Source organism: Clostridium sp., assembly GCF_047777555.1.
Taxonomy (GTDB): Bacteria; Bacillota; Clostridia; order Clostridiales; family Clostridiaceae; genus Clostridium_H.
Genome location: NZ_JBKEEV010000004.1, coordinates 121194 through 147224, shown reverse-complemented (window position 1 = coordinate 147224; position 26031 = coordinate 121194). Strand labels below are relative to the sequence as shown.

The window sequence follows — 26031 nt, the reverse complement described above, 5'->3', positions numbered from 1 at the left end:
CTAGTCTCTAATCTCTAGTCAATAATATAATTTAATAATTAGAGACTAGGGATTAGAGCTTAATAATCAATGATTAGATGTTTGATAGTTCTATAGAGGCTTTTTCTATGTTTTCACTTCTTAATATTGCTGATATTACGGAAATTCCATTTACACCAGTTTCTAAAACAGATTTAGCATTTTCTTTATTTATTCCACCGATGGCCACAGATGGGATCCTTATGTTTTCTGTAATTTCCTTTAACCCATGAATCCCTATGGGTTCATCAATATCTTTTTTTGTTCCCGTATAAAAAACAGGTCCAAGACCAAGGTAATCTGCTCCAGCATTTTGAGCTTCTAGTGCTTCCTCTAAGGTATTGGCAGAAATTCCTATGATTTTATCTTCACCTAATATTTTTCTAGCAAGCCCTATTGGCATATCACTTTGTCCAAGATGAACACCTTCAGCGTTTACAGCAAGAGCTATATCTATTCTGTCATTTATAAGTAATGGAACATTATATTTTGAAGTGATTTCCTTTACTTCTTTAGCTATTTTATAAAACTCTCTCGTAGATGCATCTTTTTCTCTTACTTGAACTAAAGTTACTCCACCTTTTATTGCTGCTTCAACACAATCTTTTAAGCTCCTACCATTTAAAAAGCTTCTGTCCGTAATTAAATATAATTTATAGTTTATATCCATTGAATTTTACCTTCTTTCCCAAAATCATCTTCTTTTAGTAAATAAATTTCATCTATGAGCTTAACCTTAAAGCTTCCAGGAGCTTTAGCAGTTTTTGTAGCATGTTCTCCAGCCAAATTCATAGATAATACTGAGGCAACAGCAGCTAAAAACTTATCTTTCTCTACAGCAGCTGCCGCAGCTGTTAAGGCACCTACCATACATCCAGCACCTGTAACTAATGTTAGAAGGCTTGTACCATTTTCAATTACAGCTGTTCTTTCTCCATCTGTAATTATATCTTGAGCTCCAGTAGCTGCAACTATGCAGTTATACTTTTTAGCAAGGGAAACGCAGGCTTCTACTGAATTGCTGCCATCATCTATAGAGTCTACTCCACGGATTTTTGATTCATATCCAGCTAGGTATTTTATCTCTCCCAAATTGCCTTTTATTATATCAATTTTACCAATCTCAAATATTCTTTGTATAAAGTCTATTTTTCTTTTAATAGCGCCGCAAGCTACTGGGTCCAAAACAACGGGTATATTGTTATTTTTAGCAGATAATACAGCCATAATCATAGCTTGTTCTTGTTCCTTAGTTAAGGTCCCTATGTTTATATAGATGGCAGATGAGATTTTAGCAAAGTCGTAAGTTTCATCATAAGCTTCTACCATAGCAGGAGATGCACCAAAGGCTAATAATATATTGGCACAGTCATTTATTGTTACATAATTTGTTATAGAGTGAACTAGGGGAGTTTTTTCTCTCACCTTAGTAAGAACAGTGGAAATATTGTTAGTCATATTAATTTCAAACTTGTTATTCATAATTTATACCACCCTTTTTATATAGGTCTATAAAATGTCCTACAGGTCCAACACCATGTCCAATTGAAAATGAATTTTTAATTGCTATATTTATATACTCCTTTGAAAGCTTTACAGCTTCATGAATGCTGCAGCCTTTAGCTAAGAAACTTGCTATTGCAGAGGATAGAGTGCAGCCAGTGCCATGAGTATTGTTGCTTTCTATCCTTGTTCCTTCTATATAGAAAAACTCATTATTAAAGTAGAGAACATCTGTAGAGTTATTGCATCTATGTCCTCCCTTTACTAATACATTTTTTACTCCATAATTTGTAATCTTTAAGGCCGCTTCTTTCATGTCTTTTTCAGAACTTATCTTCATTCCTGTAAGTTCCTCAGCTTCAGGAATATTAGGAGTTACAATATCAGAAATGCTGATTAAGTTTTTCAGTTCATTAATTGCTTCTGGTTTTAATAGATAATATCCGCTTTTAGATATCATAACAGGATCTAAAACGATGTTTTTTATTTTGTATTCTAATAATACATTTTTTATGGTTGATATAATCTCAGAATTAGATACCATTCCTATCTTTACAGCATCTACTTTTATATCATCAAAGATTGCTCTCATCTGAGCTTCCACAATATCTGTACTGATTTCTTGAACAGCAGTAACTTCCTGAGTATTTTGAGCCGTAACCGCACAGATTACGCTCATTCCATAAACTCCAAGTGCACTCATAGTTTTCAAGTCTGCTTGAATACCAGCTCCGCCGCAGCTATCAGAGCCAGCTATGGTCAATACCTTTTTCATAAAATCATCCTTTCTTTTCAATAAAAAAATAGCACTCATACAAAATAAATATTGCATGAGTGCTTTAGAGGAGTAAGTAAAATATAAAAAGCTCCTCTACCGCAAAGCAAAGAAGCTATATATACTATATAAACTGCTTTATTGCTTCCTGCGCTAGCATTATCTAGATTCAGGTTCAGAGGGTTAGAATTTATTCTTCTCAGCCATAATTGGCACCCCTGCAATACTTCAATGTATTAAGTTTTCCATTTGTTTATTATTATATCATAGACTGCAAAATTTGCAACCTATATCTAGAATTAAATTCTAATAATATTTTTTATGACCCTAGTCTCTATTAACCATATAGTAACACTAATGATTAGATGTTTCATATCTTAAAATGAAGTATTATTTTCAGGAGAGATAACATGAAGATCGACGCTGTTTTTGAAGGTGGTGGAGTAAAAGGAATAGCATTAGTAGGAGCTGTATGTTGCCTTGAGAATAGAGGATATAAATTTGAAAATCTTGCAGGCACATCAGCAGGAGCCATTGTAGCGGCCCTTTTAGCAGCAGGCTATACTGGAGAAGAATTGAAAGATATAATATTACAGGTTAATTATACTAAGTTTTTAGAGAAAAGCATTTTGGATAAATTTAAAATTACTTCTTATTTTGATAAGATCATAGGCTTACTTAAAGATAAGGGAATTTATTCTGGAGATCCCATAGAAGGATATATGGAAGAATTGCTCAAGAAAAAAGGAAAGGTTAAATTCAGGGATGTAAGTAGAAATGGAAAGTCTTATCTTAAAATAATAGCTTCTGATATTACTAGGGGAGATATGATTATTCTACCAGATGATCTTATATTTTACGGTATAGATCCTTTAGATTTTTCAATAGCTAAGGCTGTAAGAATGAGCATAGGTATTCCTTTGTTTTTTAAACCAGTAAAGCTTAAGCATAAAACTGGAATAAGCCTTATAGTAGATGGAGGCATTTTAAGCAACTACCCTATTTGGATATTTGATGGGCAAGGTGAGCCAAAATGGCCTACCCTTGGACTAAAACTCATAGAAGATAATCAAAGTCTTACTGCAAAAGGAAAGACTGATCTAATTTCTTTTATAATTGATATAGTAAGTGCTATGCTTAACAAAAATGAAGAAATATATGTAAAACATAAAGACTGGGTAAGAACTATAGGAATACCAACCTTAGGAGTAAAAGGTACTGAATTCGATAAAATAAGTACAATGGGCATAAAGCTTTTTGAATCAGGATACAAAAGTGCAGAAAAATTTTTAAAAGATTGGAGCTTTACTAAATACAAAAGACTTTTTACGCCACACTAGAAATATATTAAGCAAGCAATATAATACGAATTAACTTTTTTAATTTCTCATATGGATTTAGATTTCAAAAACGTTGAAAAAGCATGCCAAGGTTCTGATAACTATTAGAATTTTTGGCATGCTTAATTTCCCGGCAAATATAGTTTTTTCCCATTACTCTAAAACTTAATTTTATCATTTAATAAGCTCTGATATATTTGCAAATCTTCATCTTTAAACACATTGAAGACTACTTGTTTCATACTATGATTTTCATTTAAGAAATCTTCCACCGTTTTTACAGCAATTTCTGCTGCTAGTCTTTGTGGAAATCTGAATACACCAGTAGAGATACAGCAAAAAGCTACTGATTCCACTCCATTCTCTACTGCTAGTTGTAGACAATTTCTGTAACAGCTTGCCAGCTGATCACAGTGTTTTTGAGTTACCTTCCAGTGGATAATTGGTCCTACTGTATGAAGTATATACTTGCAAGGAAGATTATATCCTGGAGTGATTTTAGCTTTTCCTGTTTCTTCTTCATGCCCCTGTGCTTTCATAATTTCATTACATTTTAGTCTTAATTGGACTCCTGAATATGTGTGTATAAAATTGTCGATGCATGGATGACATGGCTGGAAGCAGCCAAGCATCTGGCTATTAGCCGCATTAGTAATTGCATCAATTTTCAAAGTTGTAATATCCCCTTGCCAGATGTAAATTCTATCATTAGAAGCAACTGGGGTAAGTGTCTGAGCGTCCACAATCCCACGCTCTATATTTCGCTCTGTCAGATATTCATCTTGTATTCTTAAAAATTCTTCACTGACTGGCCATGGCATTCTTACATTAAACAAGCTACGAAGTAAATTCCTTTGCTCGGTTATATCATCTGGTATTGCCATATCTCTATATTTTATATTTTCGTGGAGCAAAGCTCTGAGCAAATATAATCTTCTTTCATCTTGATTCATACTGTTATTCCTTCCTACATCTTTCTTAAATTTTAAACCACTTTCTGATTTATAGACGCTACATTATTTATATCTTTGCTTATTGCATTAACTGCATCATTTATATTCTCAAGTATTTTTTATTTAAGTTACGGATTCCTAGCTTTGATTAGCCTATAATAGTGATTACTATTATAAACCAGCATATAAAATTAATGCAACTTTTTCAAGGTAATGTTTATTAAACCGTTGTACGAAAAAATTTTTAATAAAGCTCTTTACAAAATATAATACTTGCATTACAATAATGGTGTACTAATTAAATTAGTACACATAGTACACATAGTACACTTAGTACAGTTAGTATATTACATAGATTACTTAAAGTTACACCGGGAGGTGAAATTAAAATTGATAAATATAGATATTAGAAGCAGCAGACCTATATATGAGCAGATTATTGACGGTATAAAAGAAAATATTCTAAAAGGAATATTACAACCAGGGGATAAGCTCCCATCTGTAAGAGAGATGTCTTCTATGATTACTACAAATCCCAATACGGTTAGCAGAGCTTACATGGAGCTTGAGCGGCAGGGAGTAACTGAGACCATTAGAGGTAGGGGAACCTATGTATCTTCAAATTATAAACCAAAAGTGGAGGAAGATAGGATGGAAAAGTTAAGAGAGGATATAAAGAAGATTATATTAGAAGCCCATTATATGGGGATTAAAAAAGAGGAGATTGTAAAATTAATAAATGAGTCCTATGAAGAGGTGAAGAAGAAGTGATAGAGATTATAAATGGGCACAAAAGTCTTGGAGATAAAGATGTTTTAAAGAATATAAATTTAAAAGTAGAAAAGGGTAGTATCTTTGGGCTTATTGGACCAAATGGAGCGGGGAAAACCACTCTTATTAAAGATATAATGGGGATTTATAAATTAGATAAAGGTGAAATAAAGGTTAAGGGAGAGCCTGTATTTGAAAATTCTAAGATTAAGGGTGTTATGGGATATGTTACAGATGAAAATAATCTTTTGGATTATTTTACATTAAAGGATACAGTTAACTTTTATTCCTTAAGCTATAAAAGTTTCGATAAGAATAGATTTTATAAACTAAATGAAACCTTTCAGCTTCCTGAGAAAAAGTCCATAAGAAAGTTCTCAAAAGGAATGAAGATGAGACTTTCTATAATGCTTAATTTAAGTATTATGCCAGAAGTTTTAGTCATGGATGAGCCTACTAATGGTCTTGACCCTATAGTTAAAAGACAGTTTATAAATATACTGCTAGAAGATGTTGCAGAAAGAGGAACTACTGTGCTTATATCCTCCCACAATTTAGGAGAGCTTGAAAGAATTTGTGATAGCATTGCAATTCTCAATAAGGGAGAAATTAAATACTCAAATTCCATAGAAAAAATGAAAGAAACTATAAGAAAGATACAGGTGGTTTTTAAAAATGATGCACCATGTGATTTAGAAGAATGGAATGAGATAATCAAAGTAGAAAGGGTAGGAAGGGTTTACAACATAGTCACTAAGGATTACAGCAAGAAATTTTTAGATAAGCTTAATAGCTGCGAAATTCTCTTCCAAGAGGAAATAGATTTAAGTCTTGAAGATATGTTTATATACTCAATTGGAGGTGATGTTAACTATGAAGAACTATTTAAATAAAGCACTATTATATAAAGAATGGAAGAATGTAAGAGCTTTAAGCGGCTTGTTTTTGGGGCAGATGCTTTTATATACAATACTACCATTTGTAAACACTGTTCAAAGCTTGCAGAAGGAAGTTAGCCAAGGAACTTTCAATAATAGTTATGTGCATCATTTTGAGCAAGTTTTCTTAAAAGGAGATGCAAGTCAAGTAGTGCTGATAGGAACTTTAATCCTTTTAGGAACCTTCATTGTAGGAATCGATATTATGGGGAGAAAGTATGATTCATTAAGTTCTATGCCATTTAAAAGGGAAGAAATTATTATATCAAAATGGATTGTAGCAGCATTGACAGTGATAGTTCCAGTTATATTGAGTTCCATAGTGATAACATTTATATATATAGGAAATAAAAGTGTTTTAGCAGGCTACATGAATGGAAGTATGATTTTTCAGAGGGCACTCATAAACTCCTTAACTTATCTGTTTGTTGTTACTTTTATAATGCTTATTCAAGGCCTTTCAGGAAAAAATATACTTGGAGGAGTTGTTGGTACTATATTTTTATTACTTCCTATGGGATTATTCGTGCTAACTTCCGCATTTTTAAGAACACTAACTCTTAATCCTAATATATTGTCAGAGAAACGCTACTTTGCTATAACAGATAAATTTGAAAGTATTGCTATGAACATTTCCTTAGCAGGTTATAGTTGTGCTATAAATAATCTTAGCATTTATCAAAAAGCTTTCGTACTAGCTGTAGTTATACCAATACTTGTAATTTTATTAGTATATTCTTTTAAAAATATTCCACTAGAGAGAAATGGATATATAGTAATCTTTGCACCATTAGAAATTATATTCAAAATAGGTGTTTCAGTATGCTTTGCTCTTTTAGGAGGCAGCATAGCTTCAGAATTTTTTAAAGGACATTATCATTTATATCAATATGGCATTGATAACTTAGAAATTTATGTACCTATTGCAAACAAAATAATTACTTTAACTATGCTGACTACTTTACTATGTGGATGTATTGTGTATGTCATAACAAGAAAGATTATAGAAATGAGTAAAAGATAAGAAAGAGAGGTTTAGATATGAATGTACTAGAAGTTAAAGATGTTAAAAAGCGCCTTGGCAAAAGAGAAATAATAAAAGGAATAAGTTTTAATGTTAAAGAAGGAGAGATTTTTGGATTCTTAGGGCCAAATGGAGCAGGAAAGACTACTACTATAAGAATGCTAGTAGGCCTTATTGCACCAAACTCTGGAAGTATAGTAATTGCAGGACATGATATATCAAAAGAAAGAGAAAAGGCACTAGCCTCCGTTGGGGCAGTGGTTGAAAATCCTGAGCTTTATACTTATCTATCAGGAAGAGAAAACCTAATGCAAATTGCAAGAATAAGAAAGACAGATAAAGAGTATGTAAATGAGATAATAGAACTTGTAAATTTAAAGGATAGAATAGATGATAAGGTGAAAAAGTATTCTCTTGGAATGAAACAAAGACTAGGACTAGCAGCGGCACTGATTGCAAAACCTAAACTTTTAATACTAGATGAGCCTACAAATGGACTTGATCCAACAGGAATTCTAGATTTTAGGAGCATAGTAAAAAAAGCAGCAAGAGAAACTGGTGCAGCAGTTTTTATATCCTCTCATATATTAAGTGAAGTTCAGATGGTATGTGATAGAGTTGCTTTTATAAATAATGGAGTTATTCAATCTGTAGAGAGTGTATATGGAGATGTGGTAAAGAGCGAAATAGAGAATGTAGTTTTATCTGTAGAAGAAAAGGATAAATGCATAGAAATATTAGAAAGCTTAGAATTTGTTCATAATGTTTCTTTAGATACAGACATGATTAAATGCAGTATCGATAAAGGACTTGTGCCAGAGCTTATATTTAAGCTATCAGAAAATAAGATACGCCTAGAGGAAATCTATAAGAAGCATGCAGAGCTTGAAGAGAGATATATGGAGCTTGTTGAAGGAGGGAAAAGAGCGATATGATGATAACGTTAATTAGAAATGAAATTATAAAGCTTATGCAGAGAAGAAAAACTTTGGTTGTAACAGGATTGTTTATTTTACTTGTAGGGTTTATGGCTTTTGCATCTTATAAAAATGCTGAATCTATGAATGAGTGGAATAAGCCAGAGAGAAGAATTCAAAATGAGCAGGAGAATATTGCGCACTTAAATAAGATGAAAAATGATACTAGTATTCCAGAAGAAGAAAAGCTGCATTTTGATGAGGAAATAAAGCAAGCTAATTTAAGAATAGAAGAAATTAAAAAGGAGCAATCCAGCGGAAAGAAGGATTGGAGGGTTACCTTAAAAGAAGAGATAAAGCAGGTAGAAGGGCAAATAAATAATACTCAGATAAACAATGAAGAAAAAGAGAGACTAAATATAGATTTAATGACTAAAAAGTATCTATTAGATAAGGATATAGAACCAGAATATAATTCTTATGACGTAACAGCAACAAAATTTATAAGAGATTTATTTAATATTCTAGGAGTTATCTTCTTAGCAGTAGGAATTACTATATTTAGCTCAGATATGGTATCAGGAGAGTACACTCCTCCAACTATGAAGTTTTTATTAACTCAGCCTGTATCAAGAGGAAAAGTACTATTGTCAAAATTTATAGCTCTAACTTTATCCTCTAGTATAATAATTGTGTTAATTGAAATCATAGCCTTTTTAGTAGTGGGGTTTATATTTAGCTTTGGAAATATGGATTATCCAGTAGCTGTTGGTTCAAGGTTCGTATATGACAATGCTATTGCCAGTGGCATGGGACAAAAGGTTTTAAAAATGGTAGCTGGAAGTACGACTATAATACCTATGTGGAAGTATTTAATCCAAATGTTTTTACTTCAAATTTTATTTATTATAGCATCAGCAGCCTTTGCCTTCTTGCTGTCAACAATAGTAAAGAGCAGTATGGTATCTATGGCAATAAATATAGTGTTAATAATAGCCTTTACAATGTTCCAAAGCATACCTTATGTTAGCAAGTATGTTCACTATATATTTAGCACCTTTGGGGATCCATCTATGGTTCTAAGTGGAAGAATAGCTACCCAGTTTAATAATCCGAATATAACCATTGGATTTACCATAGGAGTGCTTGTAATATGGACTATTGTAAGCTATGTGATTTCACATGTGGTGTTTACTAAGAAAGATATACTTATATAGCAGGTTAGAGTTTAGAGAGTGGGAATGGCAGTGGAGGAGTGGAGAAGTTTAGAGAGTGTAGGGAGTTTAGAAAATTTGTTTTTTCTAAATTAAGAGAAGTTCCTAAACTCCTTCACTTTCTACTCCTCCAATTTTACACTTTTTAAATTTTTTACTTGCTCTTATATCAAGAAATTTCCGTTAGAAACTTCCAATAACGCTTTGGCATATGCATTTTCTGAAGTTTTAGGTTAAGTCTGCTTTCTATAGTAGTGCTTCTAAAGTATTCTCTCCAAAGACATTCATATATTTCATCTTTGGCTTCATTCAGCAATTTTAGTCCATGATTTTTAGAAAGAGTAGTAATTGACCATTCTTGTCCATTATACATTGATGCTATTTCTCTTTTTAAATCATGGATTATGAAATTTTCACTGCATAAACGATCTGCAAAGTGAGGAGTAATTAAAGCAACAATGTTGTGTTCAGGTTCTATAGCAGAGTATAAAAAATTATTATTTATATTTTTAAATCTCACAAAGCCTAACATTCTATGAATTTCACCTGTAACTTTTTTAACTAATCTGTGAACTTCCAAAACTCTCTTGTCATAAATATGTAAATCTATATTTTTTCCAAGTTTAAAGCCAAGTCTTATGTAGTTATAGATTAAATCACTAGAGTTCCTTACTTCAGAAAGATATACATAAAATATATATTTTAATGAAACAGGAGAAATTTTTTGCTTTATAGCATTATATACCTTTGAGAATTTATCAATGTCAGTTTCTATATAAATTTCCTTATTTAAAAGATTAGGTATAAATTCATCTTCTTTTTAAAATCTCTTCAGGTTTTTCTTTTCTATAATAGGATTCGTAAATGCAGGTTAATAATCCTTCAAAGCTTCCATCATAGGTATAACAAATCATAGCTGTACCTCCTTTATAACTCACCGGTTATTTTACTAAAAGCATCACTAGGATTATAAATAGCAGGAGTTTCTGTAAAAAAAGAAAGTTGTTCATAATTTAGATTAGCTTTTTTATTGACAACAGTACTTTTATTACTGATGTTATCAGTAAGTCTTTTTCGTATTAATGCTTCATCAAAATCTACTTCTCCATAGTATTTTCCTTTGCAGGTTATAAAATATTTTGCTCTTTTTAAGACTACACCTAAGGCTCTTAAATCATCAAAATTGAGAGAGTGAACTCTTCTTGATGAGGCGATTTTTCCAACAGAGCGTATTCCTATACCAGGCACACGGAGAAGATCTCTTGTAGAAGCAGTATTCACTTCAATAGGAAAGTTTTTTATATGGCGAAGTGCCCAATCGGTTTTAGGATCAAGATTTATATCGAAGTTTGGATTGTTTTCATTTAAAAGCTCTTTTGCAGAAAAACCATAGAATCTTAAAAGCCAGTCAGCCTGATAAAGTCTATGTTCTCTTAAAATAGGAGTAGGAATAGTTAAAGATGGAAGTTTAGGATTATCAGCCACTGGAACATAGGCAGAATAATAAACTCTTTTTAAACTAAATTTGTTGTAAAGACTTTCAGAGAGCTTTATAATTTGAAGATCGCTCTCAGGAGTAGCTCCGATTATAAGTTGAGTGCTCTGTCCTGCAGGTAAAAAGGATGGAGAATTTTTATAAAGTTTGTTTTCAATTCTTGAAACTGCAATTTGAGAGCCTATAAGGGACATTGGATTTAATATATTTTCCTTCTTTTTTTGAGGAGCTAAGAGCTTTAGGCTATTTGAGGAAGGAAGTTCAATATTAACACTCATTCTATCCGCAAGTTCCCCAGCCTTTCTAATAAGAAGTGGGTCTGCTCCAGGTATGGCTTTTAGATGAATATATCCATTAAATTTATGTTGGTTTCTAAGTTTGGCAGCAACATCAATCAAAAGTTCCATAGTATAATTTGGATTTTTGAATACAGCAGAGCTTAAAAATAATCCTTCTATATAATTTCTTTTATAAAAATTTATAGTTAAGTTTACTACTTCTTGTGGAGTAAAAGCAGCCCTTGGTATATCGCTTGAAATTCTATTGATACAATAAGCACAGTCATAGCAGCAGTAGTTTGTGAGGAGGATTTTTAGCAGAGATATGCACCTACCATCTGCAGTAAAGCTGTGACATATGCCGCTTGTGCTGCAACTTCCAAGCCCACCTTTTGTATTTTTTCTTCTATTTCCACTAGATGAACAGGATACATCATATTTAGCAGCATCTGATAGTATTTTTAGCTTTTCCAATATATCCATATTAACACTTCCTTAGAATTTATAACTATATGATACCAAACATATGTTCTTATGTAAATATATCATTTGCTAAATAAGCAAGATATATTATGACAAATAAACATTTTTATAAGAATATTGAAATAAAATAAGGTTATCCTAACTGTGTAGCAATTTCTTAAAGAACTAATTTTTTATAAACGGAGGGATAAATGTGTCAGTATATGATTTCAAAGTAAAGACAATAGATGGAGAGGAGATTTCACTTGAAAAGTATAAAGGCAAGGTGTTAATCATTGTAAACACTGCAAGCAAATGTGGTTTTACTCCTCAGTATGAAGGATTAGAGGAGCTTTATAAGAAATACAAATCACAAGGACTTGAAATATTAGGATTTCCAAGCAACCAATTTGCAGAACAGGAGCCTGGAAGCAACGAGGAAGTAAAAAACTTTTGCAAAATCAATTATGGAGTAAGCTTTCAACTTTTTGAAAAGATAGATGTAAGAGGCGAAAATGCACATCCATTATTTAAATATTTAAGTGAAAAGATTCCTTTTAAAGGCATAGATAAAAATCATCCTGTAGGTAGTAAATTAACTGAAGTCTTAGAAAAGGAATTTCCAGAGTTTCTAGAAGGAAACTCTATAAAGTGGAATTTTACTAAGTTTTTAATAGATAGGAATGGAAATGTAGTTGAAAGATTTGAACCTACTACAGAACCTAAAGATATGGCTCCTTATATAGAAAAATTGCTTTAAGCAAAAAACTATGTTGAATAAACATAGTAAACTTTAGCATTTATCTATAAAACAATTTAGAAAGCATTGACATTATTGAGAGTTACATATATAATCATAAACATAAATAAAACGGAATATTTCTTATCAAGAGAGGCGGAGGGACTGGCCCTGTGAAGCCCGGCAACCGGTATGAATTTTAGATTGCATACAATGGTGCTAATTCCTGCAGCGAAAGCTGAAAGATGAGGATGTTAAATAGGAAAAGACCTAAAGGATGTCCTTTAGGTCTTTTCCTATTTTTGAACTCTTTAAGAAATATTCATGGATGTACATTAATATTCAGGGGGGCATTTTTATGTATATAAAGGATATGTTTTCAAGCAAAAAAACCGTAATTTCTTTTGAGATTTTTCCACCAAAGAAAGATTATTCTATAGATACTATATATGATACCATAGATGAGCTGGCACCTTTAAATCCAAACTATATAAGTGTAACCTATGGGGCGGGTGGAAATAATAAAGATAGGAATAAAACTGTTGAGATAGCTTCTATTATAAAGAATAAATATAATATTGAAGCATTAGCACATTTAACTTGTATTTCCTCTACTAGAGATGAAGTAGAGGAAGTTTTAAAATCCTTAAGAGATAATAATATTGAAAACATATTAGCACTTAGAGGAGATATTCCTCAGGACCCAAACTTTAAATTTCCAACTCCTCTTCACTTTAAATATGCAGTAGATTTAATAGAAAAAATAAAAAGTACAAAAGATTTTTGTATAGGCGGTGCTTGTTATCCAGAAGGGCATATTGAATGTAGTAATCTTAATGATGACATACAAAATCTTAAAAAGAAGGTAGATGCAGGAGCAGACTTTCTAATAACTCAGTTATTTTTTGATAACAACTTCTTCTATAATTTTAGAGAAAAGGTAGAGGAAATAGGTATTAATGTTCCTATAGAAGCAGGAATTATGCCAGTTACAAACAGCAGGCAAATAAAAAGAATAACATCTTTATGTGGAGCTTATGTACCTAAAAAGTTTGAAAAGATTATGGATAGATATATTGATAAACCACAGGCTTTAAAAGATGCTGGAATTGCCTATGCTACAGAGCAGATAATAGATCTATTATCCTCAGGAGTAGAAGGAATTCACATATATACCATGAACAATCCAGAGGTAGCAAGAAGAATTGTCTCTAATATAGATTCTGTTGTAAAGGCTCTTAATAACAATATAGCGGTATAGAAGGTTAAATTTCAAAAATTTATTATTTGGTATTATAGAAATAAGGGGTATAATTGACATAGTCTAGAGATTAAAAATTATAAGGAGGAATTTAAAATGCCACAAGTAGAAAGTTTTCAGTTAGATCATAGAAAGGTTGCTGCACCTTATGTAAGAAAAGCAGGAGTTTTAAATGGACAACATGGAGATGTAGTAACAAAATTCGATTTAAGATTTTTACAACCTAATAAAGAAGCCATGCCAACTGCATCAATGCACGCTTTAGAACATCTTCTTGCAGGTTTTTTAAGAGAACATTTAGACAATGTAATTGACTTATCTCCAATGGGATGCAGAACAGGATTTTATCTTGTAATGTGGGGAGAAGTAGAACCAGAAACAGTAAAAAATGCTCTTGAAGCTTCTTTAAAACAGGTGCTAGAAGCAGAAGAAGTTCCAGCAGCAAATGATTTACAATGCGGAAATTATAGAGATTTATCTTTATTTGGAGCAAAGGAATATGCAAAATATGTATTAGATAAAGGTTTTAGCACTAAATTCTATAGAGACTAGAAGTCATTATATATGATATAGTCTGCATACTATATAAGTTACTTAAGGGGTGGTGACAGTGCACATAGATAAAAAAGAAGTTTTAAGATATTTGGGGTACAAAAATGGTGTAATTGATAAAAACATAGATTTGTTAATAGATGAATGCATAAAGGAAATAAAAGAAATTTCAAACTATAAATACGTGTATAATATATTTAATATTCAAAAGTATGAAGATGTAATAAGACTTAGGGAGAGCAATCTGGAATTTAAAGGAAAAGATATATTAGAACACCTTAAGAATTCATCTATGTGTGCTGTCATGGCTGTAACTCTTGGAAACATGGTGGATACTAGAATAAGATACTATGAGAAAATAAATTTAACAAAAGCATTGATTTTAGATGCTTGTGCTTCTACTGCTGTAGAATGGGTTTGTGATGAAGTGCAAAATGAGATAAAGCAGAAAGCAGAAAGTATGAATCTTGGTATTACTTATAGATATAGTCCGGGGTATGGTGATTTTTCCATAGAAATTCAATCTAAAGTAATAAATGCACTAGAAGCACAAAAGAGAATAGGTCTTACAGCAAGTGAAAACAATATTTTGATACCAAGAAAATCTGTAAGTGCAGTAATAGGATTTCAAGATAAAAATATTAAATCTGAACCTCCAGGATGTAAAAAATGCAGCAGTTTTGGGAAATGTGAATATAGAAAAGGGGGCAGTTATTGTGGGAATTAAAAGTGATTTATTAAATAAATTTATATTTTTTGATGGAGCTATGGGGACTATGCTTCAAAATAGAGGACTTAAGGCAGGAGAGGTTCCAGAAACATATAATATTCTGCATCCAGATATAATAAAAGAAATTCATGAAAAATACATAAAAGCAGGAGCCAATATAGTAACTACAAATACCTTTGGAGCCAATGAGTTAAAGCTTAAAGATACTGGATATTCTGTAGAAGAAGTTATAACAAATGCTGTTAATATAGCTAAAGAAGCAAAAAAGAATAGCAGAGAAACATACATAGCACTAGATATTGGGCCAATTGGACAAATGCTGGAGCCTATAGGAACTTTAAGCTTTGAAAGAGCTTATGAGATTTTTAAAAGACAGGTAGAAGCCGGAGTTAAAGCTGGATGTGATTTTATATTAATAGAGACAATTTCGGATTTATACGAGGCTAAGGCGGCAATTTTAGCAGCAAAGGAAAACAGCAGTCTTCCAGTATTTTGTACCATGACATTTGGAGAGGATGGAAGAACTTTTACAGGAACAGACCCTTTAACTATGGTTACTCTTTTAGAAGGTTTAGGAGTTGATGCTTTAGGAGTAAATTGTTCTCTTGGACCAAAGGAGCTGTTTCCTATAGTTGAAAAGATATTAGAATATTCTTCGACTCCTGTTATTGTTCAAGCAAATGCAGGACTTCCAAAGGTTAAGGATGGCAAGACTGTATATGAAATTACACCAGAAGAATTTGCAGAGAATGTAAAGATAATGGCGAAAAAAGGAGCATCTATTTTAGGCGGCTGCTGTGGTACAGATGATAGATACATAAAAAGAGTAGTAGAAGCATTGAAAGATTTAAAACCTGTTGAAATAATAGATAAAAAACTAACTGCTGTATGCTCTTCAAGTAAAACTGTAGTTTTAGGTAGAGAGGTAAAGCTTATAGGAGAGAGAATCAACCCAACAGGAAAGAAAAAGTTTAAAGAGGCTTTAAAAAATAATAATATGGATTATATACTAGGGGAAGCTGTAAGTCAGGTAGAAGCTGGAGCTGATATATTAGACGTAAATGTTGGGCTTCCAGAAATAGATGAAAAAGAAATAATGGTAAAAATAGTCAAAGAGATACAGTCTATAATAAATGTCCCTCTTCAAATAGATAGTTCTGAGACAGAAGTTATAGAAGCCGCAGTAAGAATTTACAATGGTAAACCTATAATAAATTCAGTTAATGGAAAAGAAAAGGTCATGAAAGCCATTTTTCCTATAGCTAAAAAATATGGTGCCTGCGTTGTAGGACTTACTCTTGATGATAATGGAATTCCATCAAAGGCTGAAGATAGAGTTAAAATAGCAGAAAAAATCATAAGCACTGCTGGGAAATATGGTATAAAAAAAGAGGATGTTTTAATTGATTGTTTAGTGCTTACAGCTTCAGCCCAGCAGAGTGAAGTTGTGGAAACCATAAAAGCTGTAAGAATGGTTAAGGAAAGTTTTGGCGTTAAGACTTTGCTTGGTGTTAGCAATGTATCCTTTGGACTTCCTCAAAGGGAGATTTTGAATCAGACTTTTCTAGCTATGGCTTTAGCAGAGGGCTTAGATGCGCCTATATTAAATCCTAATAATAAAGTTATAATGGATACAATAAGAGCCTTTAAAGTCCTTTCTAATACAGATAGAGAAGCAAAAGAATATATTAGCATTTATTCTAAAGATGAGCATAAAGAAACAATTCAAAGAGAAAATCATAGAGATTTAAAAGAAATAATAATAAAAGGGCTAAAGGATGAAGCAGCAGAGAAGACAAAAGAACTGTTAAATAACAAAGATAGTCTAACTATAGTAGATGAATATCTAATTCCAGCCTTAGATGTAGTAGGCAAAAAATATGAAAAGGGTGAAATATTTCTTCCGCAGCTAATTATGTCTGCTGAAACAGTAAAGAATTCCTTTTCTGTAATCAAGGAAAAAATACAACTAGAGGGGAAAAAAGAAATCTCTAAAGGTAAAATAATTTTAGCTACAGTACAAGGTGACATTCACGATATTGGAAAAAATATTGTAAAGGTTATTCTTGAAAACTATGGTTTTGAAATAATAGATTTAGGCAAAGACGTACCTATAGAAAAGGTAGTGGAAACAGCGAAGAAAGAAAAAGTATCCTTGATTGGTTTAAGTGCTCTTATGACAACTACAGTAAAATCTATGGAGAAGACTATAGAAAGCCTAAGGAAAAATAAGGTGCCATGTAAGGTTTTAGTAGGAGGAGCAGTACTAAACAAGGAATATGCTGATATGATAAAGGCAGACTATTATGCTAAGGATGCACAAGAGGCAGTAAAAATTGCAAGAAAATTTTTTAATGCCTAAAGGATTTTTTAAATATAAAATAAAGTAAAGGAAAAAGACAAAAGGTAGATGTATTATTTACATCTACCTTTAATCTATATAATCAGAAGTTCAAATAATATAGTTGTTGATTTATTAATAAACCCTTCTGTTAAGATTTATTAATAAATATACCAACAACCACTAAGAGTTTCCAATGGACTCACCCCCGATATCTACATCCATTCGACAGCTGGATCTGCAAATATCATGAGAATCATCTCCATTTACTTTTAGAATAAAAGCAGTACTTCTTAGTGAAACTTTGAAACTTTCTGACACTATTATATTAACCATTTTAAAAGTTTATATGTGGGGTATTTTTTGCTATAATAGCCATAGAATATATGTGAATTATTATATTGAAAAATAAATAATATATTTTGGAGTTGTTGACTTTGAATGAAGTAATATTTTCTAAGGAAAAAAAAGAAATAAAGATAAAAAAGCCGAATATGTACAAGGTACTTTTGCATAATGATGATTATACAACAATGGATTTTGTGGTGGAGATTTTAATTAAAATATTTAGGAAAAGCCCTATTGAGGCTGAGAGAATCATGCTTGATGTTCATAGAAAAGGCATAGGAATTGCTGGTATATACTCTTATGATATTGCTTCAACTAAAATAAGACAAGTCATGATTATGGCAGAGGAAAGTGGATTTCCATTAAAACTAACTTTGGAAAAGGAGTAATTATGAATTTAGATAATTTATTAAGTGAAATATTTATAGCTGCGTATTCTGAGGCAAAGATTGCTAGACATGAATATTTTACTCCAGAACATATACTATATGCAGCTCTTCAGTTTGAAGAGTCCAAAAAAATTATAATAGATTCTGGAGGAAATGTTGATGAACTTAAAGAGGATCTTTTGAAATTCTTTAGAGATGAGATTCCAGTGATAGATCATGGAGAGCCTATTCAAACTTTAGGAGTACAAAATATAATATCTTCCGCTGGAGCTCAAATGTTATCAGCAGATAAGAAAACAATAAGATTTCAAGATGTGTTGGTTGCGTTGTATGATTCAGAAGATACCTTTGCTAGCTATTTTTTAAGAAAACAGGGAATAAGAAGATTGGATATTCTTAAAAATATATCTCATAATATATCTGCACAAAATAAGGCTTATGAGGAATTATCCATAGATTCTGAAGAAGATGAGGAAGAATTTTATGAAACAGCAAACAGGAGAGATATATTAAGCCTGTATACTTTAGAATTAACGGAAAAAGCAAGAAGGGGAGAAATTGATCCTGTTATAGGAAGGGAAGACATATTAAAAAGGACTATACAAGTATTATGCAGAAGATTAAAAAATAATCCAATTCATGTAGGTGAAGCAGGAGTAGGTAAAACTGCTATAACAGAGGGATTAGCTCAAATGATAGCAGATGACAAAGTTCCTGAGATTTTAAAAGGAAGCAAAATATACTCATTAGATATTGCGGCATTGCTAGCTGGTACAAAATATAGGGGAGATTTTGAAGAGAGAATTAAGAGAGTATTAAAGAAAATAAGAGAACAAGAAAAGGCAATTGTGTATATAGATGAAATTCACACTATTGTAGGTACTGGCGCTGTATCAGGAGGCTCTATGGATGCTGCTAACATATTGAAGCCATTTTTGACTGATGGAAAGCTAAGAGTTATAGGTTCTACTACATATGATGAGTATAAAAAGTATTTTGAAAAGGATAGAGCCTTATCTAGAAGATTCCAGAAGATTGAGGTTCTTGAGCCTACAAAAGAAGATACTTATAAGATACTTCTTGGACTTAAAGACACCTATGAAAAGTATCATAATGTAATTTACACAGATGATGCTTTAAAAAGCGCTGTAGAATTATCTTCAAAATATCTATATGAAAGGCATCTTCCAGATAAGGCTATAGATGTAATAGATGAGGCTGGTGCTTATGCTAGGTTAAGATGCGATGACAAAGAAGAAAGCATAAAAATCACAGAAAAGGATATAGAAAAGGTAATTTCAGCTATGGCTAAAATTCCTGAAAAAAATGTATCTTTAAGTGAAGTTGAAAGATTAAAAAACTTAGATAAAGAATTAAAAAAGTTTATCTTTGGTCAGGATAAAGCTATTGAAACTGTAGTAGGGGCTATTAAAAGGTCAAGAGCAGGATTTAATGATGAAGAAAAACCTGTAGCAAGTCTTCTATTTGTAGGGCAAACTGGTATTGGAAAGACTGAAATTGCAAAAAAGCTTGGAGAAATATTAGATATTCCATTAATTCGCTTTGATATGAGCGAATATCAAGAAAAGCATACTGTAGCAAGGCTTATTGGTGCTCCTCCTGGTTATGTAGGATATGAAGAGGGAGGTCTTTTGACAGATGCCATAAGAAAGACACCTTATTGTGTGCTTTTACTTGATGAAATTGAAAAGGCTCATCCGGATATTTTTAATGTATTACTTCAAGTTATGGATTATGCTACCCTTACAGATAATGATGGAAAGAGAGCTGACTTCAGAAATGTTATACTGATAATGACCTCAAATGCTGGAGCAAGACTCGTAGGAAAAGAGATGTTAGGCTTTGGTTCAAGAGTTTTAAAAGATGATTCCATAACAAAAGAAGTAGAAAGAATATTTTCTCCAGAGTTTAGAAATAGGTTAGATGAAATTATTGTATTTAACAAAATGGATGAAAACATGGCTTATTTAATAGCTAAAAAGGCTTTAAAAGAATTTGATGAAAAGCTTTCATCAAAGAATATCAATTTAAATGTAACTGAGAAATGCTATAGGTGGATTGCGGAAAGAGGAGTATCTTCTATATATGGGGCAAGAGAAATACTTCGCATAGTTCAGCAGGAAATAAAACCCTATTTTGTAGACGAAGTACTCTTTGGAAGCCTTTCTAATGGAGGAGAAGTGAAAGTAGATGTTGTAAATGGAAGGGTTATAATTAATAAATATCAAGGTTAAGTAAAATACACTTAGCCTTGGTATTTACAGATACATTTTTTAAATGTAAAATCTATATGACAATCATCTAGAATATTTGACATAAGGAAGGTTAAAGATATATAGTAAAAAGCGGATAAATATACTTTTGTATAGGGAGTACATAGAGTAGGGGGATAATTATGGAAGATTATTATATTGTAAAAAAAGTATTGAATAACAATGTAGTAATTGCGCAAAAACATGGAGAAGAATTTGTTCTAGTTGGTAAGGCTATAGGTTTTAATTCAGGTAAGGAGAAAAGGATTTCAGAAGATAAAGTAGAAAATAAGTTTGTAAAACAGATAAACTATCATGAAGAAAATTTCAACAAGATTTTAGGAAAAATAGACGGTGAAATTATTGGCATATCTGAAGAAATAATATCATTATGTGAAAAAAGCTTCAAAACTAAACTTAGTAAAGCCATACATATATCTCTTCCAGATCATATTAACTTTGCTATAAGAAGACTCAAAAATGGCGTAGAAATTAAGAATCCGTTTTTACATGAATTATTGGCATTATATCCCGATGAGTATAGACTTGCAGAAAGAGCTTTAGATATGATAAACAGTAGACTAAATGTTGAGCTTCCAGAAGATGAAATTGGATTTATATGCATGCACATTAACGCTGCTTTAAATCAGAAGCAAGTAAGTGAATCTTTAGCGTATACAAGAAGGATTGGAGAATTAATGGAATTAATATCAAAGTTGTTAAATAAGAATTTCGATAAGAGCTCTATTGAATATATAAGAACAATAACCCACTTGAATTTTGTAATAGAGAGAATAAAACAGAAAAAAACTATAAAAAATAATTTACTTGACATTATAAAAAAGGATTTGTATAATGATTATAACATCGCGATGAAAGTTGCTTTAAAAATGGAAGATTTATTTTCTGTAGTAATACCTGAAGATGAAATAGGCTATATAGCTTTACATCTCAATAGACTTTCAGAAATATAAATATAAAAGCAGTGTTACTATTGAATTAGGCACGAGCTTTAAGGGAATAATTATACCATCATAATTATTATCCCTTACAGCTCGTGTTTTTTGTTTTTAAATAATCATGGGTTAATAGATGTTTAGCTAAACAACTAATTACTTATAATTTTTTATGTTTTAAACTAACCAAGGAGGTATTATAATGAAAAAGTTGTTTGCTGTCTTGCAAAAGATAGGTAAGTCACTTATGCTACCAGTATCTGTTTTACCAGCAGCAGGTTTATTATTAAGATTTGGTCAACCAGACCTATTGAATTTGCCATATATGGCACAGGCTGGAGATGCTATATTCAGTAATCTTCCAATGATATTTGCAGCAGGAGTTGCAATCGGTTTTACAGGTGGTGAAGGAGTTGCTGCTTTAGCTGCTGTTGTAGGACAATTTGTTTTACAAGCAATTATAAACGTTGCTAGTAATAATGGAGCTGCAGCTTTAGCTACAAAGCTTGCAGCTGAACAAGGAATGACACTAGACGCTTTCATGAAAACGACTGCTTATAGCGACGTAGTATCTAAAACAACCATTAATATGGGAGTTTTTGGAGGTATAGCTATAGGTTTAATTGCGGGTATTTTATATAATAGATTCCATGATATAAAGCTTCCACAAGTTTTAGGCTTCTTTGGTGGAAAAAGATTTGTACCAATTATAACTTCTCTTGCAGCTTTAGTTTTTGGAATTATTGGAGTTACTGTATGGGCACCTATCCAAAATGGAATTAATGTATTTTCACAATGGGCAACAACATCAGTGCTTGGACCTGCATTCTATGCAGCAGGAAAAAGATTGCTAATTCCAGTTGGACTACATCATGTGTACTACCCAGCTTTCTTATATCAATTTGGTGAATTTGTTTCAAACGGTGTAACTTACTTTGGAGATTCAGCAAGATATTTCCATGGAGATCCTACTGCCGGGTTCTTTATGGCATCTGAATTCCCAATACTAATGTTTGGTCTTCCAGGAGCTGCTGCAGCTATGATTGCAGCTGCTAAAAAGGAAAACAGGAAAAAAGTATCAGGTATGATGATATCAGCAGCATTTGTAGCATTCCTTACAGGAATAACAGAACCAATTGAATTTTCATTTATATTCGTAGCACCAATGTTATTTGTATTCCATGTAGCTGCAGCTTTCTTATCAGGTATTGTTACAAGTATGCTAAAGATTAGACTAGGATACACTTTCTCAGCTTCATTTATAGACTATCTTTTAGGATTTAAGTTTGCAGGACATTCATGGTTAATCTGGATAGTTGGTATAGCATTCTTTGCATTATACTTTGCAGTTTTCTACTTTGCAATCAGAGCATTAGACTTAAAGACTCCTGGTAGAGAAGATGAGGATGAAAATGTAGTAGCTCCAATAAATGTTAAGGGAGCTGAAAAAGCAGCAAAGGTTTTAGAAGCAATAGGTGGAAAAGATAATATAGAAGTTCTTGATGCCTGCATTACAAGACTTAGACTTACATTAAAAGACCCATCAAAGGTAGATCAAGCTACATTAAAGGCTTTAGGAGCAGCTGGAGTGTTGTTTGCAGGAAATAGCGTTCAAGCTATTTTTGGAACAGAAGCAGAAAGAATTAAAGACAATATAAAGGCTATTATAGCAAATGGCGGCTATAAGCCATCAAATGAACCAGAAGTAGATGAGAAAAAATGCGAAGTAGCAGTTGATAATGAAAAGAAAATTTCTGGAGTGACAGTATCAGTATATAACCCAATTGAAGGTGAAGTTGTTAAATTAGAGGAAGTTCCAGATGAAACTTTTGCAGGAAAGCTTTTAGGTGATGGATTTGCAGTTAAACCTTCAGGAAATAAGGTATATGCACCTGTTAGTGGAGAAGTATCAGTACTATTCCCAACTAATCATGCAGCAGTAATTCTAACTGAAGAAGGACTTGAAGTGTTAATTCATATAGGAATTGATACTGTAAAATTAAATGGAGAAGGTTTTAAAGCTCATGTAGCCCAAGGAGATAAAGTTAAAAAAGGAGATTTACTTGTAAGTTTTGATAAAGAACTTATTGAAAAGAAAGCAGCAAGTTCGATTTCTCCTGTAATTATTACTAATATGCAGGAAGTAGCAGATCTTACAGTTGATTTTGGTAAGAAGAAAGCTCTTGCTGAAGTTGCAAAAGTAAAAACAGCATAATATCTAATAAAAAACACCAGGATTTTTCTTGGCGTTTTTTATTGTAACAATATTAGAAATAAATTTGTTTAGAGAGTTAAAATATTACCATAGGTCGTCGTACATTCTTTTATCGCAGTGTTTTGTTTTATCGGTTTTACATTTTTTATCACTGTGGCATTTGTCTTCTTTATCTTTTTTGTCTTCCTTATGCTTGTATATATCATGCTTTACATTTGCTGCATTTTCAACATAATAGTGCATATCATTCACATTACTGTGCATTTCATCCTTGTCACAATTATTATCCATATGATGATGCATGTGATGAAGCATAGCATATACATATACAAACCTAGTTGCATGTTCTTGCTCATCTGTAATAATTTCATAAAGCATATCTCTTAACTGCATATTAGGAAGCATAGATTTAATTTTCCTATATAGTTCTACAGCTTCAAGTTCTCCATCGATACTGCTTTCTACATTTTCTATAAGGGAATCAGATATTTTTTCTTCAGGAATAGGGATGTTTATCAGTTGCCCTGTTATCATATGGTATATATACTGAAACATTTTATAGTGTTTTCCTTCATCATCATAGGCAAATTCTATTTGTCTCTTAATTTTTTTATCTTTAGTCATCTCCATCATTCTACCATATTTAGCTCTATCAGCTCTTTCATCCTTCATTGCCTCTATAAGCAAGTTAATTAATGCTTGACTCGGTTGATAGGTATTGGACATTCCGTGACAACCTCTGTAGTCATTAATATACATATATGTTTCCTCCTAATAAATTACATTACAATATATGATATGGGACATAATATATAGAGGTGACAAACTTTAAAGGGAGTTTAGTCCTTTCGCTGAGTTTAGAAAAAATAAGTGAAAAATACTTAAAGAGAGTAGATAAGGAATAAAGAGCAGTTTAGGAGGTGATAAATGTGGATAGAGTTTCAGATATTAATGGAAAGCAGCCTATATTATCAGTTATAATAGATAAAGAAGAGTCTACTTTTGAGAATATAGTTTTTAAAATAGAAGAGCATGAGCAAGGAATTATATCAGATACAACTGTAGAGAAAATAAGGCATCTATTAGAAGAGGCTCTTCCTAATATAGGAGAAGGAGAACATGAAGCTTTTAAAAATGAAGGCGCTCCACTTCTAAATCTTGTATACAATGTAGAGAATGTTGAAGTGGAATTATACGCAATAAATGCGGTAAAAAGCGTTGAAAATTATGAAAAAAGCAGATTTAGAAATATTAGAGATGAGATGAAATTTTAGATAGTGCAGGAGCAGATTTAGAAATATTAGTGAGATAGGTATAAAATAAAAAAAGGCTTTAGTAAAAAGTGTAAGAGAATTAAAATATTAAAGAAGTTAAAAATTTTATATGTTAATAATATAATAATATAATAAATACATTTATAAAATAGGGGGAAACAATGGATAAGAGAGTACTAGGAAAGACAAATTTTAATGTTTCAATTATAGGATTTGGTGGAATACCTATTCAAAAGGTTTCTAAGGAAACGGCTGCAGCATTAATAAAAAAAGCACATGAAGTTGGTATAAATTTTATTGATTCAGCTGCAGGATATGGGAAAAGTGAAGAATTACTAGGTTACGGAATAAAGGAAACAGGGAGAGAGAATTGGATAATTGCAACAAAAGCACCTGATAGAGATTATGAAGGAATGAAAAAAGCCATAGAAAGAAGTCTAAAAAGATTTCAAATAGATACTATAGACTTATACCAACTTCATAATGTAAGAACAGATGAAGACTATGAAATGGTAATGAGTGAAAATGGAGCTTTAAGGGCATTAAAGGAAGCTAAAAAAGAGGGAAAGATAAGAGAAATAGGTATAACCAGTCATTCTCTTGATATAATGAAAAAGGCTGTTGAAAGTGGTGAGTTTTCAACAATCCAATTTCCATACAACCCTGTAGAAAGACAAGCAGAGGAGATATTTAGGAGGGCTAAGGAATTAAACATTGGCGTTATAGTTATGAAGCCTATGGCAGGAGGAGCTATAGAAAATAAAGAGTATTCCTTAAGATTTATATTAGAAAATGAGAACGTAACCACTGCAATACCAGGAATGAATACCATAGAGCAAATAGATGAAAATGCAAAAATAGGCAATGAGTTTGTAAAATTAAATGAAGAAGAGAGAAAAATTATTGAAGAAGAAGCAAAAAGCCTTGGAACTGAATTCTGCAGAAGATGTGGGTATTGTGGACCATGCTCACAAGGAATAGACATACCTACTCAATTCCTATTAGAAGGGTATTTAAAAAGATATAATTTAAAGGATTGGGCTGTAGAGAGATATGTATTTCAGGAACATGGAGCAAAAGACTGTGTGTCCTGCGGAAAATGTGAGCCTAAATGTCCTTATAATTTACCAATTAGAAATATGATGAAGAGAGTATGTTCAGCTTTTGAGAGTTTGTAGTATAGGATAAAATGACCAATGCTGTATATAAAGTCAGCACTGAGTCATTTTTTTATAGTTTATATAGAAAAACTTATGTAAGGTTTA

The 26031-nt window shown here is 32.0% G+C and carries 24 protein-coding genes and 2 riboswitches; of the genes, 17 read left to right on the top strand and 7 right to left on the bottom strand.

The features are described 5' to 3' along the window. Positions 1-73 precede the first annotated feature (73 nt). Genes thiE through thiD form a run of 3 tightly spaced genes read right to left on the bottom strand, consistent with a single transcriptional unit; the run spans position 74 to position 2296 of the window. The gene (thiE, locus tag ACFWTK_RS08710) at positions 74-688 is read right to left on the bottom strand and encodes a thiamine phosphate synthase (protein WP_415875622.1); all 615 of its coding nucleotides are present in this window, start codon (positions 686-688) and stop codon (positions 74-76) included. Beyond that, the gene (thiM, locus tag ACFWTK_RS08705; RefSeq protein ID WP_415875709.1) at positions 679-1476 is read right to left on the bottom strand and encodes a hydroxyethylthiazole kinase; all 798 of its coding nucleotides are present in this window, start codon (positions 1474-1476) and stop codon (positions 679-681) included. The genes thiE and thiM overlap by 10 nt, the downstream gene beginning before the upstream one ends. Positions 1477-1492: 16 nt before the next feature. Then, a complete protein-coding gene (thiD, locus tag ACFWTK_RS08700) occupies positions 1493-2296 on the bottom strand; it encodes a bifunctional hydroxymethylpyrimidine kinase/phosphomethylpyrimidine kinase (RefSeq protein WP_415875708.1) in 804 nt (267 codons plus the stop codon). Positions 2297-2424: 128 nt separating this feature from the next. After that, positions 2425-2526, bottom strand: a riboswitch (TPP riboswitch). Between the two features lie 180 nt (positions 2527-2706). Between thiD and ACFWTK_RS08695 the strand changes: the two genes are divergently transcribed. Beyond that, a complete protein-coding gene (locus ACFWTK_RS08695) occupies positions 2707-3636 on the top strand; it encodes a patatin-like phospholipase family protein (RefSeq protein WP_415875621.1) in 930 nt (309 codons plus the stop codon). Positions 3637-3794: 158 nt separating this feature from the next. Here ACFWTK_RS08695 and ACFWTK_RS08690 read toward each other — a convergent pair whose 3' ends face one another. Beyond that, positions 3795-4589, bottom strand: coding sequence for a protein-ADP-ribose hydrolase (locus tag ACFWTK_RS08690; RefSeq protein ID WP_415875620.1), 795 nt, complete (start codon positions 4587-4589; stop codon positions 3795-3797). A 390-nt stretch (positions 4590-4979) separates the two neighbouring features. Between ACFWTK_RS08690 and ACFWTK_RS08685 the strand changes: the two genes are divergently transcribed. Genes ACFWTK_RS08685 through ACFWTK_RS08665 form a run of 5 tightly spaced genes read left to right on the top strand, consistent with a single transcriptional unit; the run spans position 4980 to position 9456 of the window. After that, complete coding sequence (locus ACFWTK_RS08685) at positions 4980-5360, top strand: GntR family transcriptional regulator (protein WP_061858231.1); 381 nt, start codon at positions 4980-4982, stop codon at positions 5358-5360. Next, a complete protein-coding gene (locus ACFWTK_RS08680) occupies positions 5357-6253 on the top strand; it encodes an ABC transporter ATP-binding protein (protein WP_415875619.1) in 897 nt (298 codons plus the stop codon). Before ACFWTK_RS08685 ends, ACFWTK_RS08680 begins: the two co-directional genes overlap by 4 nt. Next, the gene (locus ACFWTK_RS08675) at positions 6234-7322 is read left to right on the top strand and encodes a hypothetical protein (protein ID WP_415875618.1); all 1089 of its coding nucleotides are present in this window, start codon (positions 6234-6236) and stop codon (positions 7320-7322) included. Before ACFWTK_RS08680 ends, ACFWTK_RS08675 begins: the two co-directional genes overlap by 20 nt. Positions 7323-7339: 17 nt before the next feature. Further along, on the top strand, positions 7340-8257 hold the full coding sequence (locus ACFWTK_RS08670) for an ABC transporter ATP-binding protein (RefSeq protein ID WP_415875617.1): 918 nt from the start codon (positions 7340-7342) through the stop codon (positions 8255-8257). Further along, positions 8254-9456, top strand: a complete 1203-nt coding sequence (locus ACFWTK_RS08665) for an ABC transporter permease subunit (protein WP_415875616.1) — start codon at positions 8254-8256, stop codon at positions 9454-9456. The genes ACFWTK_RS08670 and ACFWTK_RS08665 overlap by 4 nt, the downstream gene beginning before the upstream one ends. Positions 9457-9622: 166 nt before the next feature. On the opposite strand, the gene ACFWTK_RS08660 is transcribed toward ACFWTK_RS08665, so the two are convergent. Continuing rightward, the gene (locus ACFWTK_RS08660; RefSeq protein ID WP_415875707.1) at positions 9623-10216 is read right to left on the bottom strand and encodes a TIGR03915 family putative DNA repair protein; all 594 of its coding nucleotides are present in this window, start codon (positions 10214-10216) and stop codon (positions 9623-9625) included. A 164-nt stretch (positions 10217-10380) separates the two neighbouring features. After that, positions 10381-11709 (bottom strand): putative DNA modification/repair radical SAM protein, encoded by a 1329-nt coding sequence (locus tag ACFWTK_RS08655; RefSeq protein WP_415875615.1) that lies wholly within the window; start codon positions 11707-11709, stop codon positions 10381-10383. Positions 11710-11902: 193 nt separating this feature from the next. Between ACFWTK_RS08655 and ACFWTK_RS08650 the strand changes: the two genes are divergently transcribed. From ACFWTK_RS08650 to ACFWTK_RS08610, 9 genes are all read left to right on the top strand, one after another. Continuing rightward, positions 11903-12448 carry a glutathione peroxidase gene (locus ACFWTK_RS08650; RefSeq protein ID WP_415875614.1) on the top strand — a complete coding sequence of 182 codons (546 nt, stop codon included), beginning with the start codon at positions 11903-11905 and terminating at the stop codon, positions 12446-12448. Between the two features lie 120 nt (positions 12449-12568). Further along, positions 12569-12679: riboswitch (SAM riboswitch) on the top strand. A gap of 106 nt (positions 12680-12785) precedes the next feature. Further along, positions 12786-13688, top strand: coding sequence for a methylenetetrahydrofolate reductase [NAD(P)H] (metF, locus tag ACFWTK_RS08645; protein WP_415875613.1), 903 nt, complete (start codon positions 12786-12788; stop codon positions 13686-13688). 96 nt (positions 13689-13784) lie between these two features. Beyond that, the gene (locus tag ACFWTK_RS08640) at positions 13785-14240 is read left to right on the top strand and encodes an S-ribosylhomocysteine lyase (protein WP_415875612.1); all 456 of its coding nucleotides are present in this window, start codon (positions 13785-13787) and stop codon (positions 14238-14240) included. A 58-nt stretch (positions 14241-14298) separates the two neighbouring features. Further along, on the top strand, positions 14299-14967 hold the full coding sequence (locus ACFWTK_RS08635) for a methionine synthase (RefSeq protein WP_415875611.1): 669 nt from the start codon (positions 14299-14301) through the stop codon (positions 14965-14967). After that, positions 14957-17332: a homocysteine S-methyltransferase family protein gene (locus tag ACFWTK_RS08630; protein ID WP_415875706.1), complete on the top strand. Its 2376-nt coding sequence runs from the start codon at positions 14957-14959 to the stop codon at positions 17330-17332. The genes ACFWTK_RS08635 and ACFWTK_RS08630 overlap by 11 nt, the downstream gene beginning before the upstream one ends. Positions 17333-17748: 416 nt before the next feature. Beyond that, complete coding sequence (locus tag ACFWTK_RS08625) at positions 17749-18048, top strand: ATP-dependent Clp protease adaptor ClpS (RefSeq protein WP_415875610.1); 300 nt, start codon at positions 17749-17751, stop codon at positions 18046-18048. 2 nt (positions 18049-18050) lie between these two features. Further along, positions 18051-20303, top strand: a complete 2253-nt coding sequence (gene clpA / locus ACFWTK_RS08620; protein WP_415875609.1) for an ATP-dependent Clp protease ATP-binding subunit ClpA — start codon at positions 18051-18053, stop codon at positions 20301-20303. A 161-nt stretch (positions 20304-20464) separates the two neighbouring features. Then, entirely contained in the window at positions 20465-21295 is an 831-nt protein-coding gene (locus ACFWTK_RS08615) for a PRD domain-containing protein (protein WP_415875608.1), read from the top strand. 184 nt (positions 21296-21479) lie between these two features. Next, entirely contained in the window at positions 21480-23492 is a 2013-nt protein-coding gene (locus ACFWTK_RS08610; protein WP_415875606.1) for a glucose PTS transporter subunit IIA, read from the top strand. A gap of 84 nt (positions 23493-23576) precedes the next feature. Here the strand turns inward: ACFWTK_RS08610 and ACFWTK_RS08605 are convergent, their stop codons facing one another. Further along, positions 23577-24251, bottom strand: coding sequence for a hypothetical protein (locus ACFWTK_RS08605; RefSeq protein WP_415875604.1), 675 nt, complete (start codon positions 24249-24251; stop codon positions 23577-23579). 170 nt (positions 24252-24421) lie between these two features. Between ACFWTK_RS08605 and ACFWTK_RS08600 the strand changes: the two genes are divergently transcribed. Beyond that, on the top strand, positions 24422-24766 hold the full coding sequence (locus ACFWTK_RS08600; protein ID WP_415875603.1) for a hypothetical protein: 345 nt from the start codon (positions 24422-24424) through the stop codon (positions 24764-24766). Positions 24767-24927: 161 nt separating this feature from the next. After that, complete coding sequence (locus ACFWTK_RS08595) at positions 24928-25944, top strand: aldo/keto reductase (protein WP_415875602.1); 1017 nt, start codon at positions 24928-24930, stop codon at positions 25942-25944. Positions 25945-26031: the final 87 nt, after the last annotated feature.

What these genes read in the sequence shown, in the direction of transcription:
- thiD (WP_415875708.1), bottom strand. Translation starts at nt 2,296, where the DNA reads ATGAAAAAGGTATTGACCATAGCTGGCTCTGATAGCTGCGGCGGAGCT.
- ACFWTK_RS08665 (WP_415875616.1), top strand. Translation starts at nt 8,254, where the DNA reads ATGATGATAACGTTAATTAGAAATGAAATTATAAAGCTTATGCAGAGA.
- ACFWTK_RS08615 (WP_415875608.1), top strand. Translation starts at nt 20,465, where the DNA reads ATGGAAGATTATTATATTGTAAAAAAAGTATTGAATAACAATGTAGTA.
- ACFWTK_RS08690 (WP_415875620.1), bottom strand. Translation starts at nt 4,589, where the DNA reads ATGAATCAAGATGAAAGAAGATTATATTTGCTCAGAGCTTTGCTCCAC.
- thiM (WP_415875709.1), bottom strand. Translation starts at nt 1,476, where the DNA reads ATGACTAACAATATTTCCACTGTTCTTACTAAGGTGAGAGAAAAAACT.
- ACFWTK_RS08675 (WP_415875618.1), top strand. Translation starts at nt 6,234, where the DNA reads ATGAAGAACTATTTAAATAAAGCACTATTATATAAAGAATGGAAGAAT.
- ACFWTK_RS08670 (WP_415875617.1), top strand. Translation starts at nt 7,340, where the DNA reads ATGAATGTACTAGAAGTTAAAGATGTTAAAAAGCGCCTTGGCAAAAGA.
- metF (WP_415875613.1), top strand. Translation starts at nt 12,786, where the DNA reads ATGTATATAAAGGATATGTTTTCAAGCAAAAAAACCGTAATTTCTTTT.
- ACFWTK_RS08640 (WP_415875612.1), top strand. Translation starts at nt 13,785, where the DNA reads ATGCCACAAGTAGAAAGTTTTCAGTTAGATCATAGAAAGGTTGCTGCA.
- clpA (WP_415875609.1), top strand. Translation starts at nt 18,051, where the DNA reads ATGAATTTAGATAATTTATTAAGTGAAATATTTATAGCTGCGTATTCT.
- ACFWTK_RS08655 (WP_415875615.1), bottom strand. Translation starts at nt 11,709, where the DNA reads ATGGATATATTGGAAAAGCTAAAAATACTATCAGATGCTGCTAAATAT.
- ACFWTK_RS08610 (WP_415875606.1), top strand. Translation starts at nt 21,480, where the DNA reads ATGAAAAAGTTGTTTGCTGTCTTGCAAAAGATAGGTAAGTCACTTATG.
- ACFWTK_RS08695 (WP_415875621.1), top strand. Translation starts at nt 2,707, where the DNA reads ATGAAGATCGACGCTGTTTTTGAAGGTGGTGGAGTAAAAGGAATAGCA.
- ACFWTK_RS08605 (WP_415875604.1), bottom strand. Translation starts at nt 24,251, where the DNA reads ATGTATATTAATGACTACAGAGGTTGTCACGGAATGTCCAATACCTAT.
- ACFWTK_RS08595 (WP_415875602.1), top strand. Translation starts at nt 24,928, where the DNA reads ATGGATAAGAGAGTACTAGGAAAGACAAATTTTAATGTTTCAATTATA.
- thiE (WP_415875622.1), bottom strand. Translation starts at nt 688, where the DNA reads ATGGATATAAACTATAAATTATATTTAATTACGGACAGAAGCTTTTTA.